The organism is Enterocloster lavalensis, assembly GCF_046603895.1.
Lineage (GTDB): Bacteria > Bacillota > Clostridia > Lachnospirales > Lachnospiraceae > Enterocloster > Enterocloster lavalensis.
This window is the reverse complement of sequence record NZ_CP176637.1, coordinates 5,847,869-5,863,634: the sequence shown is the minus strand read 5'-3', so window position 1 is coordinate 5,863,634 and position 15,766 is coordinate 5,847,869. Positions and strand designations below refer to the sequence as shown.

The 15,766-nt window shown below is 57.1% G+C and carries 12 protein-coding genes and 1 tRNA gene; 1 reads left to right on the top strand and 12 read right to left on the bottom strand.

Annotation, left to right across the window (positions count from 1 at the left end; all coding sequences use genetic code 11):
* Positions 1-155: 155 nt before the first annotated feature.
* On the top strand, positions 156-1,073 hold the full coding sequence (locus ACK2JC_RS26260; RefSeq protein WP_320936975.1) for a LysR family transcriptional regulator: 918 nt from the start codon (positions 156-158) through the stop codon (positions 1,071-1,073).
* Here the strand turns inward: ACK2JC_RS26260 and ACK2JC_RS26255 are convergent.
* From ACK2JC_RS26255 to ACK2JC_RS26200, 12 genes are all read right to left on the bottom strand, one after another.
* Positions 1,054-2,472 (bottom strand): DNA-deoxyinosine glycosylase, encoded by a 1,419-nt coding sequence (locus ACK2JC_RS26255; protein WP_368280927.1) that lies wholly within the window; start codon positions 2,470-2,472, stop codon positions 1,054-1,056. The two genes, ACK2JC_RS26260 and ACK2JC_RS26255, sit on opposite strands and share 20 nt — an antisense overlap.
* Positions 2,473-2,523: 51 nt before the next feature.
* Positions 2,524-3,600: a hypothetical protein gene (locus tag ACK2JC_RS26250; RefSeq protein ID WP_320936977.1), complete on the bottom strand. Its 1,077-nt coding sequence runs from the start codon at positions 3,598-3,600 to the stop codon at positions 2,524-2,526.
* A 139-nt stretch (positions 3,601-3,739) separates the two neighbouring features.
* A tRNA-Trp gene (locus ACK2JC_RS26245) sits at positions 3,740-3,810 on the bottom strand.
* Positions 3,811-3,898: 88 nt separating this feature from the next.
* On the bottom strand, positions 3,899-5,281 hold the full coding sequence (radA, locus tag ACK2JC_RS26240) for a DNA repair protein RadA (protein ID WP_320936978.1): 1,383 nt from the start codon (positions 5,279-5,281) through the stop codon (positions 3,899-3,901).
* Between the two features lie 86 nt (positions 5,282-5,367).
* Positions 5,368-5,784, bottom strand: coding sequence for a hypothetical protein (locus tag ACK2JC_RS26235; protein WP_024734932.1), 417 nt, complete (start codon positions 5,782-5,784; stop codon positions 5,368-5,370).
* Between the two features lie 170 nt (positions 5,785-5,954).
* On the bottom strand, positions 5,955-8,483 hold the full coding sequence (locus ACK2JC_RS26230) for an ATP-dependent Clp protease ATP-binding subunit (RefSeq protein ID WP_368271329.1): 2,529 nt from the start codon (positions 8,481-8,483) through the stop codon (positions 5,955-5,957).
* Between the two features lie 18 nt (positions 8,484-8,501).
* Positions 8,502-9,542 carry an ATP--guanido phosphotransferase gene (locus ACK2JC_RS26225; RefSeq protein WP_368271330.1) on the bottom strand — a complete coding sequence of 347 codons (1,041 nt, stop codon included), beginning with the start codon at positions 9,540-9,542 and terminating at the stop codon, positions 8,502-8,504.
* Positions 9,535-10,137, bottom strand: coding sequence for a UvrB/UvrC motif-containing protein (locus ACK2JC_RS26220; protein WP_092361146.1), 603 nt, complete (start codon positions 10,135-10,137; stop codon positions 9,535-9,537). Before ACK2JC_RS26220 ends, ACK2JC_RS26225 begins: the two co-directional genes overlap by 8 nt.
* 94 nt (positions 10,138-10,231) lie before the next feature.
* Positions 10,232-10,633, bottom strand: coding sequence for a GntR family transcriptional regulator (locus ACK2JC_RS26215; RefSeq protein WP_007712354.1), 402 nt, complete (start codon positions 10,631-10,633; stop codon positions 10,232-10,234).
* 190 nt (positions 10,634-10,823) lie between these two features.
* A complete protein-coding gene (locus tag ACK2JC_RS26210; protein WP_368271331.1) occupies positions 10,824-12,845 on the bottom strand; it encodes a cadherin-like beta sandwich domain-containing protein in 2,022 nt (673 codons plus the stop codon).
* A 73-nt stretch (positions 12,846-12,918) separates the two neighbouring features.
* Positions 12,919-13,422, bottom strand: a complete 504-nt coding sequence (locus ACK2JC_RS26205) for a hypothetical protein (RefSeq protein WP_320936980.1) — start codon at positions 13,420-13,422, stop codon at positions 12,919-12,921.
* A gap of 34 nt (positions 13,423-13,456) precedes the next feature.
* Entirely contained in the window at positions 13,457-15,640 is a 2,184-nt protein-coding gene (locus tag ACK2JC_RS26200) for an SH3 domain-containing protein (RefSeq protein WP_320936981.1), read from the bottom strand.
* Positions 15,641-15,766: the final 126 nt, after the last annotated feature.

Below are 15,766 nucleotides of genomic sequence, written 5' to 3'. Positions count from 1 at the left end.
CTCTTAACCTGTTTATCATGCGCGCCTATGATTTTTGTCTTGACATCCGGAATAAATCGTCTACAATTATATTATAGCAGTTATTGTATTGTGTCCATGGTGGGATTTTCATAGAAATTATAACCAATCAGATATAATAGAACGAGGGGGAGAATATGGATCATGATAAATATAAATACATCTTGGCCGTAGCGGAATATCAAAGCTTTTCAAAGGCGGCGGACGCGCTTTTTATCTCCCAGCCCTATCTGAGCAAGGTCGTGTCCACCATTGAGCGCGACTTGGGAGTCCGTCTGTTCGACCGGAACCACATGCCGCTTTCCGTCACCGCCGCAGGCAAATGCTACATCGACTATATTAAAACCGTTCTGCACGCGGAACAACAGATGTACGCTGGTCTTACCGATATCAGCGAGCACAGCTCGGGAACCATCAGCCTGGGAATCGGCAGCACCCACTGCTCCTATCTGATGCCCGATGTATTCCGGCGCTTTCAGGATCTGTACCCCCATATCCGCATCAATTTCACAGAGTGCAGCAATAAAACCATGGTGGAGTACGTGGAGAACGGCCTCTTTGACTTTGCACTCTATACCTCGCCGGACATTCCCCGGAATCTGGACCACACCTCCATCAAAAAAGAACGCCTTCTCCTGGTCTTTCCGCCCAGCTACCCAATCCGCGAGATATTCGGCAAAAATCCCTCCCAGGCAGTTCAGACGCTTGGGAGGGACGATATGCATAAATTATCAAATGAACAGTTTATTATTCTAACGGAGCATCAGGGGATCGGGCAGTTTATGCGAAAAATATTTGAAACCTACGAGCTCTCCCCCAAGGTCATTTACGAGGTAAAGAACGTGGAAACAGCCTTCCGGCTGGCAGCCGCCGGATTCGGCCTCACCATCGTTCCTGAGATATGCCTGAAGTTCCTGTCCTTTCAGGCGTCTCCCCACTACTACCAGATCGGGAATCCTCCCCTGGAGCGCCATGTGGTCATGCTGTACCAACGGGGCCGGAAATTGTCGGCTCCTGAGCAGACTCTGTGTGAGATCATTCAGGGCTTTGCCTGATGGAACCCTGGGAGGAGTTTTCAGCCCCGGCGGCCCAAAGCTCCGGCTCCACCGCTTCCACCCACCGGTCCGCCAGCCGCTCCAGGGTAAAAATGGCGTTGGACGGGCTGGTAGAGGGGCACTTCACCGCCTCCCTGCCGGTGTACTCACGGCAGTATTTCTGGTAGAGCCGGTAGGCCGTATCCCCGTTGGCGATCACGGTCTGAATCTCGGCGGCGCGCAAAATGCGGTTGACGTCCGCAGGCACCACGTTGCGGATGCTCTGTTCACTGGAGCCCTTGATGTCGCAAACCGCCACCACATCCCACAGGGCGATGCCGCGGCGCAGCAGCAGGGCCTTTCGCGCAGCGGTATCCGCCGGAACCGGCTCTCCAAACAGCCTGGCCAACAGCTTCCAGAAGCGGTTTTTCGGATCTCCGTAGTGGAAACCATTCTCCCGGCTGCGCGCAGAAGGAAAGCTTCCCAGAATCAGGATACGGGAATTTTCATCGTACACAGGTTCCAGTGGATTGTGCATCCGCTCATAACCGGCGGGCAGCTCATCCTCGATATAATCCCTGGAATCCAGCTTCTGGCGCCGCCTGCTCATGGGTGCGGCCACTCCCCCGTCCTTCGCAATGGCCAGGACAAAGGCATTGATCTGAAGTTTGTTCTCCTCGTACAGATCCATGCTCTGATACAGCTCCTTGTAGGTTTTCAGGAGCTGGAACTTAAGCTTCACCGCGTTGGCTTTTTTCCAGTCCGTGCTGACCAGGCTTCCCTTGCGTTTCATGTAGTAGTAAATGGGAATCTGGATGGCGGTGAAACGCTCCGCATGGCGGATAAAGCTCAGATTGAACAGAAAATCCTCGCACCACCTGAGATCCCGGTCCATCTCCAGCTGATGTTCCTCGATGATTCTGCGCCGGTACAGCTTGTTCCAAAGCACGCCATAGTAGAAGTCCGCCGGATCCCGCATCATGTTCTCCGCGTACTCCTGCCTGGTCAGCAGTCCCCGCTTGCGGATGTGCTGCTTCTCCGTAAACACCGCGCCGTCCACCCGGTAAAAGTCCGCTATCACCATATCACAGTCATATTTCTCAGCGGCGTAAACCAAACTTTCCGTGGCGTCCCGGGTCAGCCAGTCGTCGCTGTCCATGAACTGCAGATATTTCCCCGCCGCCATTTGGATGGCCTGATTCCGGCTGTCCGAGACCCCGGTGTTGGCCTTGTCAATGACGTGGAACCGCTCGTCCATCTGCTCGTACTCCCGGCAGATCTGGAGGGTGGTATCCGTGCTTCCGTCGTTGATAACGATTATCTCCATATCCCGAAAAGTCTGCTCCATGGCGCTGTTGAGACAGCGGCGGAGATATTTTTCGGCATTGTACGCGGGAATTATCAGTGAGACCAGTGGCATATCAGACAGCTCCTTTCGCTTCATGGGCACATCGGGCGGCTACGCAGCGCCTCAGTTAACCGGCGCCTGTTTATCAAAGCAGATTACCTGAAGGATCACCTGCTCTTTTTTTCGATTGTTCAATGAAACCAGCAGTACATTTCCATTCTTTAACGGGACTAATTTTAAACAGTACCCTTTTATCTTATGTCTCAGGACACATTCCATATTTTCTTGTGGTTCCAGAAAAAACAGTTCCCGCTCTTTCTTGACAAAATACAGCATGTCATTTGGCAATACTCCCCATGAGCTAATCTCTATTTGATCAAAGGGGATCGGATCGATATGCTTTTGTCCGTCCATTATATTGACCCGGGTTACGATTCCATTGCCCAGCACGTAAAAATGTTTGTTATGGGAATCAAACCACACCTCATAATTAATCCGGTTGGAGTCCACATCATATCTGCCAATTTCATTTAAATTGAAATCAAATAGTATTACCTCTGCCGGGAATCTTGTGTTTTCAATCGGTTGAATCAAATAAATATAGTTCTGTGCAACGCCCACATTGTGATACGCATAGAAAATGGGCAGAGAAACGGAGCGCATAATATTTCCCGACTGATCCATTAATGAAATATAAATATTCTCCTGATCAACATTGATCTGTGTCATAATCAGGCCGTTGGGCAATTCACGCCAGGTTTCACATGCCAGAAATTTTTTATATGCACGCTCTGCGACCGGAAGCGGGAAATCCCACTTTTTCCGTCCACTTCTCGTTTCATAACAGGCCCACTCCATGAAAATTGTATCTCGATCCGGCATATAAGCATACCACGGCGGCATCACAGTCCTTCTGATATCCGGAAATTTAGCCAATCTATGATTTTGCTCATATAAAACAAATTCATCCTCTTTTGTCAAAAAACCAATCATCCCATTTCCGGCATAGTTCTTTGTCCAAAAGAAGGATGCCAGCAGATCGGAAGGCACGCTTACGATCTCCTGTATCTCCCCTGTATCGCTGGCGGACTTAAAAAAGGCTCGCCCTTCCCGCGCCTGATACAGGATCACATGATCGGAATCCATGCCGAGAAATATCCCGTTGATCGAAACTGGCTTGTCTGCAAAAATATCCCCCATACATTACCTCATCTCCAGTCATCCCCGCGGCTTATCCGGTGTCCCCGGCTTTTACCGCAATAAAAAGAAAAATCCAGCAAACCTCTAAACAAGGCTTTCTGGACTTCCTTCGGGTTGGGCTATTCTTTCAAATAGTCAGCAGGGGAAGAGGGGCTCGAACCCCCATCTACGGTTTTGGAGACCGCTGCTCTACCATTGAACTATTCCCCTTCAGTGCGCTGTATCTCAGCGCGCTAAATTATAATACCACATCCTTTTGGGCTTGTCAACAAAATTATCCAATTTTTTTGCTTCCCTCTCACAACAACCCAATGGCCTCCCGCACATTCTTCACCCCATGGAGTTTGATCCCCTCCACCGGTTTCATCTTCTCCAGGCATACCTGGGGAAGGATGCAGGCGGTGAAGCCCAGCTTGGCGGCCTCCCGGACCCGCTGTTCCGCCTGGGACACGGCCCGGACCTCGCCGGATAATCCCACCTCGCCGAAGATCAGCATTCTCGGGTCCACCGGCCGGTCCTTGTAGCTGGACATCAGCGCCATCACAATGGCCAGATCCAGGGCCGGCTCGTTCATCTTCATGCCGCCCGCGATATTCACGTAGGCGTCCAGCCGCCCCAGATCGTAGCGGCACCGCTTCTCCAGCACCGCCATCAGCAGGTTCACCCGGTTGTAATCCGTGCCCGCCGCCGTGCGCCTTGGCATGCCGAAGCTGGTTTCCGCCACCAGGGCCTGAACCTCCAGCAGAATGGGCCTCGTGCCCTCCAGGGAACAGGCCACCACCGCGCCGCTGGCCTCCTCGGGCCTGCCGTTCAGCATAAACTCCGAGGGATTCTCCACCTCCACCAGGCCCTGCTCCGCCATCTCGAACACGCCGATCTCATTGGTGGAGCCAAAACGGTTCTTGACGCTGCGCAGAATCCGGTAGGAGGCGTTGCGGTCCCCCTCGAAATAGAGCACCGTGTCCACCATGTGCTCCAGCACCCTGGGACCGGCCACCACGCCTTCCTTGGTCACGTGTCCCACCACGAAAATGGCGATGCCCTGGGTCTTGGCGGTCTGCATCAGCATGCTGGTGGACTCCCGGACCTGGCTGACGCTGCCGGGCGCGGAGGACACCTCCTCCCGGTACATGGTCTGGATGGAGTCGATGACCACGATCTCCGGCTTTTCCGCCTCAATGGTCCGGTCGATGCGGTCCAGATTGGTCTCGCAGAGGAAACGCAGGTCGCCCTGCACCTCGCCGATGCGGTTGGCGCGCATCTTGATCTGTTTTAAGGACTCCTCGCCCGATATGTACAGCACCCGGTGTCCCGCGCCTGCCAAATGGCGGCACACCTGCAAAAGCAGCGTGGATTTGCCGATGCCGGGATCGCCGCCCACCAGCACAAGGGAACCGTTCACAATGCCGTCCCCCAGCACCCGGTCCAGCTCCTTAAAGCCGGTGGAAATCCGGTCCTGCTCCTGCAAATCGATCTCGGACAGCAGCGCAGGCTTCACCGCCGGAGCCAGACTCCGCCTGCCTGCGCCCAGGGACGAGGACGCCCCGGAGGGGGAGGACTTTGCGATGGGTTCCTCCACCATGGTGTTCCATGCCTTGCAGGCCGGGCACTGCCCCATCCACTTGCTGGACTCGTACCCGCACTCGCTGCAGAAAAATGCTGTTGTTCTCGCTTTTGCCATGCTGCTGTTCTCTCCTTTAATTCAAGTATACGCAAAGGCCGGAACAGAATCGTTCCGGCCCTTTGACTGATAAGCCCTTCAGGGATTTACTGGCGTTTCACCGCGCTGACCTTTACCGCTTTTCCTTCTTCCAGCTCCACGCTCACGCTCAGTTTGCCGCTCATATTCGTCATCATGCTGCCCACAGCCATATCGTCCACATAGACTTCATAATCCGTGTCGTTCTCCAGCTGTACCGTAATCTGAGCATCCCGGCCGCCTTCCACCATGAATTCCACCGCCGTGTCGGTGACCTTAAAATGCTCTGCCGCCGTGCCCGGAACAGACTCATACACAAACATGTCATTGCGCTCCAACTTGGTAATCTCACTGTAAGTCTTCACCTTGTACAGGTCGCCCTTGTATTCAAAATCAGACTTCTTCGCCTTTGCTCCCAATGTATAATTGCCAAAACTGATGGTGCCATCCTGCTCCGCACGGATTAATTCTTCAATGACCGGCATCTTTCTTATCCTCCTGCTCTTGTACTTAAACCTGGTTGCTTTTAAAATATAACAGTTCAGACATCCGATGAAAAAACAGGTTCCCGCCGTCCGGTCTGTTATTCTAAAATTATACAACAAATTTTCACGGTTGACCAGCACAACTTGGTGCCGGTCCCGCAAATAGTTGTTTACGGCGATACCGCGGCCGTTTCTTCCTTTTTCGACTTAGCCGCCCTGGTGCCGGTCCCCTGCGCCGGACTGCGCCTGCGGGCCGCGCGGACGGAGAAGGTCAGGGCATCGCCTGAGGCTCCCACCTCCACCTTGCAGCCGGTCTTGATCTTTCCGTCCAGCATGGCCTCCGCCATTTTGTCCTCCAGCATGCTCTGGATGGTACGCCGAAGGGGTCTGGCCCCGTATTTCTCATCGTAACCCTTGTCGATCAGCAGGGTCTTGGCCTCCTCGCTCACCGTCAGGCCAATTCCCAGCTGGTCCTTGGCGCGCTTTACAATGCTGCGCAGCATAATCTCCACAATGCCCTTCATGTGCTCCTTGTTCAGCTGGTGGAACACGATAATCTCGTCAATCCGGTTCAGGAATTCCGGCTTGAACAGGCGTTTTACCTCCTCCATCACACGGCCCTTCATGAAATCGTAGTCCGCCTTGGCGTCGCTTGCCATTCCAAAGCCCAGACGCTTGGGGGAAATGATATTCTCCGCGCCCGCGTTGCTTGTCATGATGATGATGGTATTTTTAAAATCGATCTTTCTGCCCTGGGCGTCCGTAATATGGCCGTCGTCCAGCACCTGCAGCAGGATATTGAACACATCCGGGTGCGCCTTCTCAATCTCGTCGAACAGGATCACGGAATAAGGGTTGCGCCGCACCTTCTCGCTGAGCTGGCCGCCCTCGTCGTAGCCCACATAACCTGGCGGGGAACCGATCATCTTGGAAACGCTGTGCTTCTCCATATATTCGGACATATCCACCCGGATCAGCGCGCTCTCGGTCCCGAACATGGCCTCCGCCAGGGTCTTGGACAGCTCCGTTTTTCCCACGCCGGTGGGACCTAAGAACAGGAAGGAACCGATGGGGCGGCTGGGATCCTTAAGGCCCACCCTGCCTCTGCGGATGGCCTTGGAAACCGCGGTCACCGCCTCCTCCTGGCCCACAACACGGCCGTGGAGGATGCCCTCGAGGTTGCGCAGGCGCTCGGATTCCTCCTCCGCCAGCTTCTGCACCGGAATCTTAGTCCAGCCGGACACCACGGCCGCGATCTCATTTTCCCCGACCACCAGCTTTCTGGTATCACGCTCGGACTGCCACTTGTTCTGAATCTGGGTGATCTTTTCCCGCAGCTTCTGCTGTTTCTTCTTGATCTCCCCGGCTTTCTCGTAGGCCTCGGTCTTGATGGCCTCCTCCTTCTCCTCCTCCAGGGCGTCGATCTGCTCCTCCAGCTTCTTGATCCTCTCCGGCTTGGTGTAGCCGATCAGCCGGGTCCGGGAGGATGCCTCGTCGATCAGGTCGATGGCCTTGTCCGGCAGGAAACGGTCGTTGATGTAGCGGCTGGACAGCTTCACCGCGGCCTCCAGGGCCTCGTCTGTAATCTCCACCTTGTGGTGGCTTTCATAACGGCTTCTCAGCCCCTTCAAAATCGCCAGGGACTCCTCCTCCGTGGGTTCATCCACGGTCACCGGCTGGAACCGGCGCTCCAGAGCGGAGTCCTTCTCGATGTACTTGCGGTACTCGTTGATGGTGGTTGCGCCGATCAGCTGGAGCTCGCCTCTTGCCAGGCTGGGCTTTAAAATGTTGGAGGCGTCCAGCGCGCCCTCCGCTCCGCCCGCGCCGATAATGGTGTGAATCTCGTCGATGAACAGCAGCACGTCCCCGGATTCGATCACCTCGGAGATCACCTTCTTGATCCGCTCCTCGAACTCTCCCCGGTACTTGGACCCGGCCACCATGCCGGACAGATCCAGAGTCATCACCCGCTTATCCAGAATCGTCTCCGGAACGTCGCCCAAAACGATCATCTGCGCCAGTCCCTCCACCACGGCGGTCTTGCCCACGCCGGGCTCGCCGATCAGGCAGGGGTTGTTCTTGGTCCGGCGGCTTAAAATCTGCACCAAGCGCTGAATTTCCGCCTCCCGGCCGATCACCGGGTCCAGCTTGCCCTCCCTGGCCATCTGCGTCAGGTTCCGGCTGTACTCGTCCAGGGTCGGGGTGGCGTTTCCGCGCTTGCCCGCCCGCGGGTTCTGCAGCTCCTCCTTATAGGCGGGGGCGTCCTCTCCCATGGCGGCCAGCAGATCGATATAAAGCTTCTGCACGTTCACGCCGATGGTGTTGAGCAGGCGGCTGGCCACGCAGTCGCTTTCCCGCAGAATCGAAATCAAAATGTGCTCGGTGCCGATCTGATTGGCCTTAAAACGCACGGCCTCCCGGTAGCTGTTCTCGATGACCCGTCTGGCTCTGGGCGTGTACGCGTTTTTATCCGCTGTCTGAAGGGTGGGATTGGGCGCGATCAGCTGGCTCACCAGGTCGATGACCCTGGTTTCCTCCACGCCGTTCTCCTCCAATACCTTGGCAGCGACGCCGTTGCCCTCCTGCAGCAGGCCGATCAGCAGATGCTCCGTCCCCACATACCCGTGGTTTAAGGACTCCGCAACACTGACCGCAAGGCTTAACGCCTCCCTGGCCTGCGGTGTATATTGATCCATCATGTCGTGTTTTCCTCCTGTCTATTTCATTACAATCTCCGGAAGGTGCTCCCGGATATAGGCCGCTCTGGCCTGGTCCAATTCCTCTTTCTCCAGCGGCCGGTCCGCGCTCAGGCGCAGGTTGGCCGGTTTGATTCCCAGAATCATGCTGTAAATGCTGCACGGGGTCTCAAACTTCAACAGGCCGTCCGCCTCCCCCGCCATCAGCTGGGACAAAAAGATCCTGGCGTCCTTCTCGGCGATCCTGCGGGCGTACTTAAGCACCCCGTAGGACTTCCAGGCCTCGTCCTCCCGCTCCAGCCGCTGGGAGCTTAAGGCCGCCTTGCGGACCCGCTGTTCCTGATTGTTCAGCTGCGCCGCGGCCTTGGTCACCAGTTCGATGATCTCCCGCTCCGACTGACCCAGGGTCCGCTGGTTGGACACCTCGTACATACTGCCGTGATTGTCGCTTCCCTCGCCGTACAGGCCGCGGATCGCCGTTCCAAACCGGCTCATATCGGCCACGATGCTCTGGAACTTGCGCACCTGGGACAGCACCGGCAGGTGCAGCACCACGCAGGCCCGAAGCCCCGTCCCCACGTTGGTGGGGAAGGAGGTCAGATAACCGTATTTGTCGTCAAATGCGTAGGAAAAACGCTCGTTGACGTAATCATCCATCCGGTCCATCCTGGCCCAAAGCTCATCTAAATTTAGGCCCGGGGACAGAAGCTGGATGCGGATGTGGTCGTCCCCGCCCAAAATCAGGCTGGAGGCCTCGTCCTCGGAGAGCATAAGCCCTGCCGGTTCCCGCTTGCTGACCGTGGCGGAATTCAAAATCCGCCGTTCCCGCAGCGCCATCCGCTCCAGGTCCTTTATCTGGTTCAAATCCCGGCAGACGTAGGTGTTCCCGTCCAGCCCGCCGATCTCTTTGAGGCCTTCCTTCAGGCGTTCCAACAGCTCCTGGGCCTGCTTCTGGTCCAGTTTGGCCGGAAATGCGTACTCATCCCAGTTTCTCGCCAGCCTGACCCGGCTGTATACCACATTGGAGCCGGTACAGTCCGTCTGTTCAAACCATCTACTCATGCTCCTCATTCCTCTCTTTCAGCGCTTTGATCTGATCCCGGTACTGGGCCGCCAGCTCGTACTCCTCCTGGCGGATCGCCTCCTTCAGCCTGGCATCCAACGCCATAATCTGTTCCTCGCTGCTTCCCCGGCCTGCTCCCCCGGCCTGTTCCTGGTCCTGAAAGGACACGGGGCCGCCCGGAATCCGCGTCTCGCCCCGCCCGCGCTCAAAGCGGCTCTGAAACTTGGGATGCTTGCCCTTATGGCTCTCGCTCCCCTGAAGCTGCTTCATCTTGTCGCTGATAAACAGGTCGAACACGCCGTAGCAGTCGGGACAGCCGAAACGGCTGTTCTCCACGAAATCCTCAAAGCTGGTGCCGCAGGTGGGGCAAACCACCCTGGCCCGCTCGTCGGTCTCCTCCTCGTCATCCTCAATCCCGAGAAGCCCTGAGAGCAGCTTTCCCAGCGGAAACTCACCGTCCAGCAGGGCGGTGTACTGGCCCAGGTCCAGCTCTCTGGCGCATTGGGAACAGAGGTTGTGCTCCGTCTTGACGCCGTTTATGATCTCCGTATATTTGATATTGGCTTCCCGGATCTTACATCTCTCACACAGCATATGAATCCTCCATCCTTCTACAGGCGCTTTTCGTCTAATTGGTTATGTGTATTCCAAAAAAATCCGTTTTATGCGGTCTGCCGGAAATCGGATTCTATTCCTCATCCCCGCTGCACTCCGGATTTCCTCTGGTGTAGGTATCGTATATCATGTCCACCAGCTGGTGCACCTCGCTGCGGCTGATATTCTTGCAGATTCCGCAGGCCAGCACCACGTCCAGATTCTGGCGCAGTTCCTCCATGGCCTGAATCTTATCCACATCCAGCGATACCACCGCTCCCTTGCGGCGGTCCAGCTTCACAAAGCCTTCCTGCCGTAGAACGGAATAGGCTTTGTTCACCGTGTGCATATTGATTCCCACGTACTCGGCCATCTGGCGCACCGAGGGAAGGGTGTCCCCCTCGCGGATGCGGTCCGTGGCGATGCCCATGATAATCTGATTGCGCAGCTGTATATAGATTGCTTCATCGCTGTTAAAGTCGATCTTCAATACCATAATGCCACCATCTTTCGTTATATCTGTTATACAAGCAATATAACAATGCCTGCTACCATAACTATATCAAGATGTATTTCGTTCGTCAAGTGGAACTTTCATCCGCCTGTTTATGGCCGTTTACCCGCGCGGAGCGCAAAAAACCGCAGACGGCAATATCATCGCCGTCCGCGGTATCCGTTGACCCGGATCAATCCAGATCAAATACTTCAATCTCTTCGTCCTCTTCCACTTCCGCGGGTCTTGGCTGTACCGGCCTGGTCTGCACCGGTCTTGGCTGCGGCCGCTCCGCCGGTCTTACCTCAGGTCCTGCCTGAGGGTGCCGGGCCGCCTGGCCCGCCTGGGGACGGCTCTGGCCCGCGGGGCGCTCTGACCCGGGCTGGGAAACGCCCTCCGCCGCCCGGCGCACCGGTCTGGCCGGTGAAGGCTCCGCCATCTGACGCTGCGGACGGCTCTCCGGTGAAGGCTCCGCGGCCTGGCGCTGCGGGCGGCTCTCCGGTGAAGGCTCTGCGGTCTGGCGCTGCGGGCGGCTCTCCGGTCTGGCCGGACGGCCCCCGTTGGCCTCCGCCCGGTTTACGGGGCGGCTCTGTCCTGCTCCGGCTTCCGGACCTGCCTGGGGATGTGCTCCGGCTGCTCTGCGCTCCCCGGCAGTCCTGCGGGGATTCCCGGCCGGAACACGGGGCTCCCTGGCCGGCGCGGGCGTACGCGCCGGTTCTCTTGTCACAGACGTCTGGCTCCTGGCTGCGTGCTGGGCGTTGACGGCCTCTGCTGCCTCCCTGGCCCTGCGCACCTGAGGCTCGAAGCGGATGGATTCCGCCTCCGGGTCCTCATCTTCTTCCAGTACGTCCACCACGTCCAGTCCTTCCCCTGCTTCCTGCTCCTCATAGGGCTCATAGTCCTCTTCCGGGTAATCCTGGGGAATCTCCTCCCCGTACTCGTCCTCGTCGTCCTCCTCCAGGCGCTCATCCGCCTTTCTGCCGCGGCTTGTCCGTCTGGGACCTCTGTCCGGATCGGAAGGTTTGTTCCTGGATACGATCTGCCAAATCGCCAGAATCAGGAGGATCACTGCGATCACCGCAAGAACGATAATCACGATCAGGCGCATCTCGTAATCCTTGCAAAGGTTATTGTACTCAACCACCAGCGCGTCATACTTACCGGAAATATCCGCAGTTGCGGGATCCTCGAAATAGCGCTGAATCGTGTGCTCGTTGATGTTCATATCATAGCGGTAGAAGTTCTTCTCGCCCGCCTCGTTCATACCGTAAACCACGCAATACTGAGGATTGTTGTCCACGCCCCAGGTCCAGCCCTTCACCTTGTTGCCGTCGATGTCGATGCTGGATTCCACAAATCCGGACGGCAGCTGCACGGACGGATCCGGCTCTAAGATCGTGATACTCCGGTTCATGGCCGTCAGCTTCACTCCGGTTGCGGTCCCGCCGTTTCCGCCGGTTCCCTCGGTGCTGCTGGCGCCGCCCTCGGCCTTGGTCACCACAATCACATATTCCTTGGCGGTCTCCCCGTCCTGCGCCGTTACGCGGCAGGTGACGCGGTTCTCGCCCATCTGCAGGTCCTCATTGCCCTTAATGATCTTGGTGGCGTTGTCGTCCGTGCACTCCGCGCTCACGATGATCTTGGTCACATCCGTGCCGACGGTCACCGCATAGGTGTCCACATCCGGCGAGAATTCAGGAGTCAGACTGCCCGGTGACACCTGCAGGGATTTTAAAGTCGCATCCTTGGAGGCTGTGGCCAGCGCGCTCACCGTCACGGTGGAGTTGCCCTGCTTATCCACGGTCACAAGTTTGGAGGAGGTGTCGTAAATCTCCTGGCTGGTTATCTCAATCTTTGTAGTCCCCGCCGCCCTGGCGTTGAACTTCAGCACAAAGGTCATGGAGGACGTGTTGGGTGTTCCCGCGTCCCCGTGAACCCGAATCGCGCCCGAATCTCCCGAGGCGTCCGTGCCGCTGACAAACTCCAGCGCATTGGCATCATAGGACAGCATGATATCCGCGCTGGACAGGCTTTCCCCTCCGGCGGTGGTAACCTTCATATTGACGCTGACCTGACCGCCCACTGTGGCGGAGGGATCGGAAAATGCGATCCTCGCATTGGCCGCATAAGATGTAAGCATATTGACCGGCGCGCAAACCGCCAGCAAGCAGGCCGCCATCAATGCCGCAGCCACACGTTTCATTCGTTCTGTCATAACAATTCTCCTGCTTTCTGTTACAGAATATTTCAAATCTTATCCACCTTATACGGCGGTTTCGGGACTGCCCTCAGCGCAAAGCGGAAGCCAGCGCCAACATCACAAACAGTCTCCGCAGCTGGCTGTATTCATCCGCCAGATGATCGTACCGGTTCATCGCATTGTCATACATCTGTTGGGTAAAGTCGGAGTCAGGGACATAGCGCTGAATCGTCCTCTCCTCCAGATCATAGCGGTAAACATGCTTCTGCCCGCTCTCGTTCATGCCGTAAAACAGACAGAACCCGTCGTTTTCGCCCTGGAGGTATCCGGTCACGCGGTTGTCATCGATATTCACCACAACCTGTCTTGCATTTTCCGGAAAAACCGCTTCCTCGTCAGGCTCCAGCACCATGATGGTAATTTCCCTGGTTGTCAGCTTGACGGGAGACTGCTCTGCGGCCGTCTCCTCCGCCATGTTTTCCCCTACTACGGCCTCTTTCGCTGCCTCCGGGGCGGCCCATACCACCCCTGTTAAGGACAGGGACAGCAGGCAGGCCGCCGCCAGAATCGTCTGCCAAACTCGTCTCTTCATGCTCAGCCCCTCTCTGTGACGCCCGCCGCCCGCGCTATGGGCTGACGGTTACAATCGTCACGTTGCTGCCTCCCGGGCCGCTGCCGCCGGAATTGTTCTGGCCGCCTCCCGGACCGCCTGAGCTTCCCGGACCCTGGCCAGAGTTTCCGGGACTTCCGGAATTGCCTCCGGGCTGCGTTCCGGGACTTCCGGGCGAATACGTTCCGCCCGCCGACGTGGGACCGCCGCTCTGTTTCGCCACGTGGATGGTGTAGGTCCGTGTGCTGCCGTTCTGGGCCGTGACCGTAACCGTAACATCCGTGGTCCCCGCTCCCAGGTTCACCGTCCCGGTGCCGTTGACAGTAGCCGTGGAATCGGCCGTGGAGGCCTGAACATTGACGGCCGATACGGAGGTATCCACAATCAGGTCGTAGACTTCGGTATCCTTGTTAAAGGTGGGCGTCAGGCTGAAACCGTCCACACCCAGGCCGGATAGCTTGTTGTTGGGACTTCCGTCCCCGGTGGGCGCGGCGCAGGGCTGATCCGGCATGTTGTTGTATACCGGAATGATAAATTCCAGCGCCGAGTTCTTTACCTCCGGGGTGTAGGCCTGGGCCAGCTTCGCGCCCTCCGAGGCCGCCGCCTGGACATTGCTCATATACTGGTGTTTGTACAGGTTGCTGCCCTGCACATTGAACTTTTTCAAATAGAATGTATTCTGTCCCGCTTTCACGTAGTTGTCGCCGTAATTGAGCGCCCCGCCCAGAATGGATTTCTCCACCGTATTCCACGGCCGGCCGTAGCTGCCGGACTGGGACGCGTACCAGAGCCCCCGCTCAATGGCGCTCATGGAGCCGGACTGGTAGGCCTCCACGTTAAAGAAGTTGTAATAGCCGCTGTATCCGGCATAATTTCCGGAGATCAGCGGGCTGGTTCCCTTTCCCTGCTCCTGCATGATCATGGAAGCCAGCACATAGGGGTTGACCCCGGACTGCTCGCCCGCCCGCATGATAATATCCACATAGGAAGCCGTGCCGGTGGATCCGCCTCCCGAGGGGGATGTCCCCGGCGAACCGGTGCTCGGTGCGGAGCTTCCCGGCGACGAACCGCCGGACGGAGACTGATTGGAAGCTCCGCCTCCGGAGGACGGGCCCTGACTCTGGGAGCCGCCGGTGCCCGAACTGCTCTGTCCCGGCCCTTCCAGGCTGACCGTGGCGCTGACAAATACCCGATCTCTCGGCGTCACGGAAGCCTGCGGCGGTCCCTCCAGGCTGACGCCGCCCGTGCCGGAAGAAGGCGCGCTACTGCCGCCGGACGGAGTTTTGCTCCCCTGAACGCCGGGCCCGTACTGGCTGTCGTCGTAAGAGCCGCCGGAGGATTTGGAGGTGCCGGAACCTCCCGGCCCGTAGCTGGAGCCTCCCCCCGGTCCCCCGGAGGTACCTCCCCCGCCCCCGGTGCCCGTGGAATCCGTGGTTCCGGAAAGGAAACTGTCCTTCACCAGGGTTTCCAGGCCCTGGCGGGTCTGGGTGCTGCCGTTGTACTCCTGTGACAGAAACTGGAAAATGTATGTCTCATCCAGGAAATTTCTGGGGTCCATATAATAACGGATAATCCCGTCCGAAGCCGCAACCCAGTTGCTGCCGTCGAAACCGGTCCAGGTGCTGTTATCCCAGTTGTAAGCCCCGCTCTCCACGGACTTCCACGAGGAAATGCTCCCCGTGTTGACCAGATTGCGCGGAGGCAGGCTCTCGTTCTCAATCACGGTATTCCAGTCCAGGCCGGTTTTCAGCGACCGAAACACCCAGTTGGGATACTGGGCGTGGAGCTGGCGCAGGCCTTCTTTATAGCTTTCCGGAAATCCCTGAGAATTCAGATATGCCTCGAAATCAGAATCTGTGGTGTAGGACACGGGTATCTTGATGTAGACGGAGGACACGTAACCGGTCTTTACGGTCCCGTCACTGCCGGTATACTGGATCTGATACCACTTGTTGCCGTCGGTGCCGGTCTGCTCGCTGCGGATCGTCACGGACTGTCCGCTGGAGAGTTTTCCCACCGCCGAATAATTGGTCCCTGCGCCGCTGCGCACATTGAGGGACGCCGCCTTGACAGTGGCGGAACCGGTGTAAGCGTAGGACACTCCCGGACCGTCGGCGCCGAATTGAGCCAGAGGCTGCGCGGCAGTCAGCAGAAGGCCCAGCGCAACCGCCAGCCCCCGTTTAAATCGCGTGTGCTTCATTATGTATATCTCCTATTGGATACGATTGACAGGAACGGCCGCGTCTCCTATACTCTGCACGGCCATCCAACATCCGTAAATTTTGCTAATTTATGACATTACCACTATTATAATGACAATTTATAC

Excerpts from the sequence above, each read along its gene's own strand:
- ACK2JC_RS26210 (WP_368271331.1), bottom strand. The coding sequence starts at position 12,845 with ATGACAGAACGAATGAAACGTGTGGCTGCGGCATTGATGGCGGCCTGC.
- ACK2JC_RS26215 (WP_007712354.1), bottom strand. The coding sequence starts at position 10,633 with ATGGTATTGAAGATCGACTTTAACAGCGATGAAGCAATCTATATACAG.
- ACK2JC_RS26255 (WP_368280927.1), bottom strand. The coding sequence starts at position 2,472 with ATGCCACTGGTCTCACTGATAATTCCCGCGTACAATGCCGAAAAATAT.
- ACK2JC_RS26225 (WP_368271330.1), bottom strand. The coding sequence starts at position 9,542 with ATGAGTAGATGGTTTGAACAGACGGACTGTACCGGCTCCAATGTGGTA.
- ACK2JC_RS26235 (WP_024734932.1), bottom strand. The coding sequence starts at position 5,784 with ATGCCGGTCATTGAAGAATTAATCCGTGCGGAGCAGGATGGCACCATC.
- ACK2JC_RS26200 (WP_320936981.1), bottom strand. The coding sequence starts at position 15,640 with ATGAAGCACACGCGATTTAAACGGGGGCTGGCGGTTGCGCTGGGCCTT.
- radA (WP_320936978.1), bottom strand. The coding sequence starts at position 5,281 with ATGGCAAAAGCGAGAACAACAGCATTTTTCTGCAGCGAGTGCGGGTAC.
- ACK2JC_RS26230 (WP_368271329.1), bottom strand. The coding sequence starts at position 8,483 with ATGATGGATCAATATACACCGCAGGCCAGGGAGGCGTTAAGCCTTGCG.
- ACK2JC_RS26250 (WP_320936977.1), bottom strand. The coding sequence starts at position 3,600 with ATGGGGGATATTTTTGCAGACAAGCCAGTTTCGATCAACGGGATATTT.
- ACK2JC_RS26260 (WP_320936975.1), top strand. The coding sequence starts at position 156 with ATGGATCATGATAAATATAAATACATCTTGGCCGTAGCGGAATATCAA.
- ACK2JC_RS26205 (WP_320936980.1), bottom strand. The coding sequence starts at position 13,422 with ATGAAGAGACGAGTTTGGCAGACGATTCTGGCGGCGGCCTGCCTGCTG.
- ACK2JC_RS26220 (WP_092361146.1), bottom strand. The coding sequence starts at position 10,137 with ATGCTGTGTGAGAGATGTAAGATCCGGGAAGCCAATATCAAATATACG.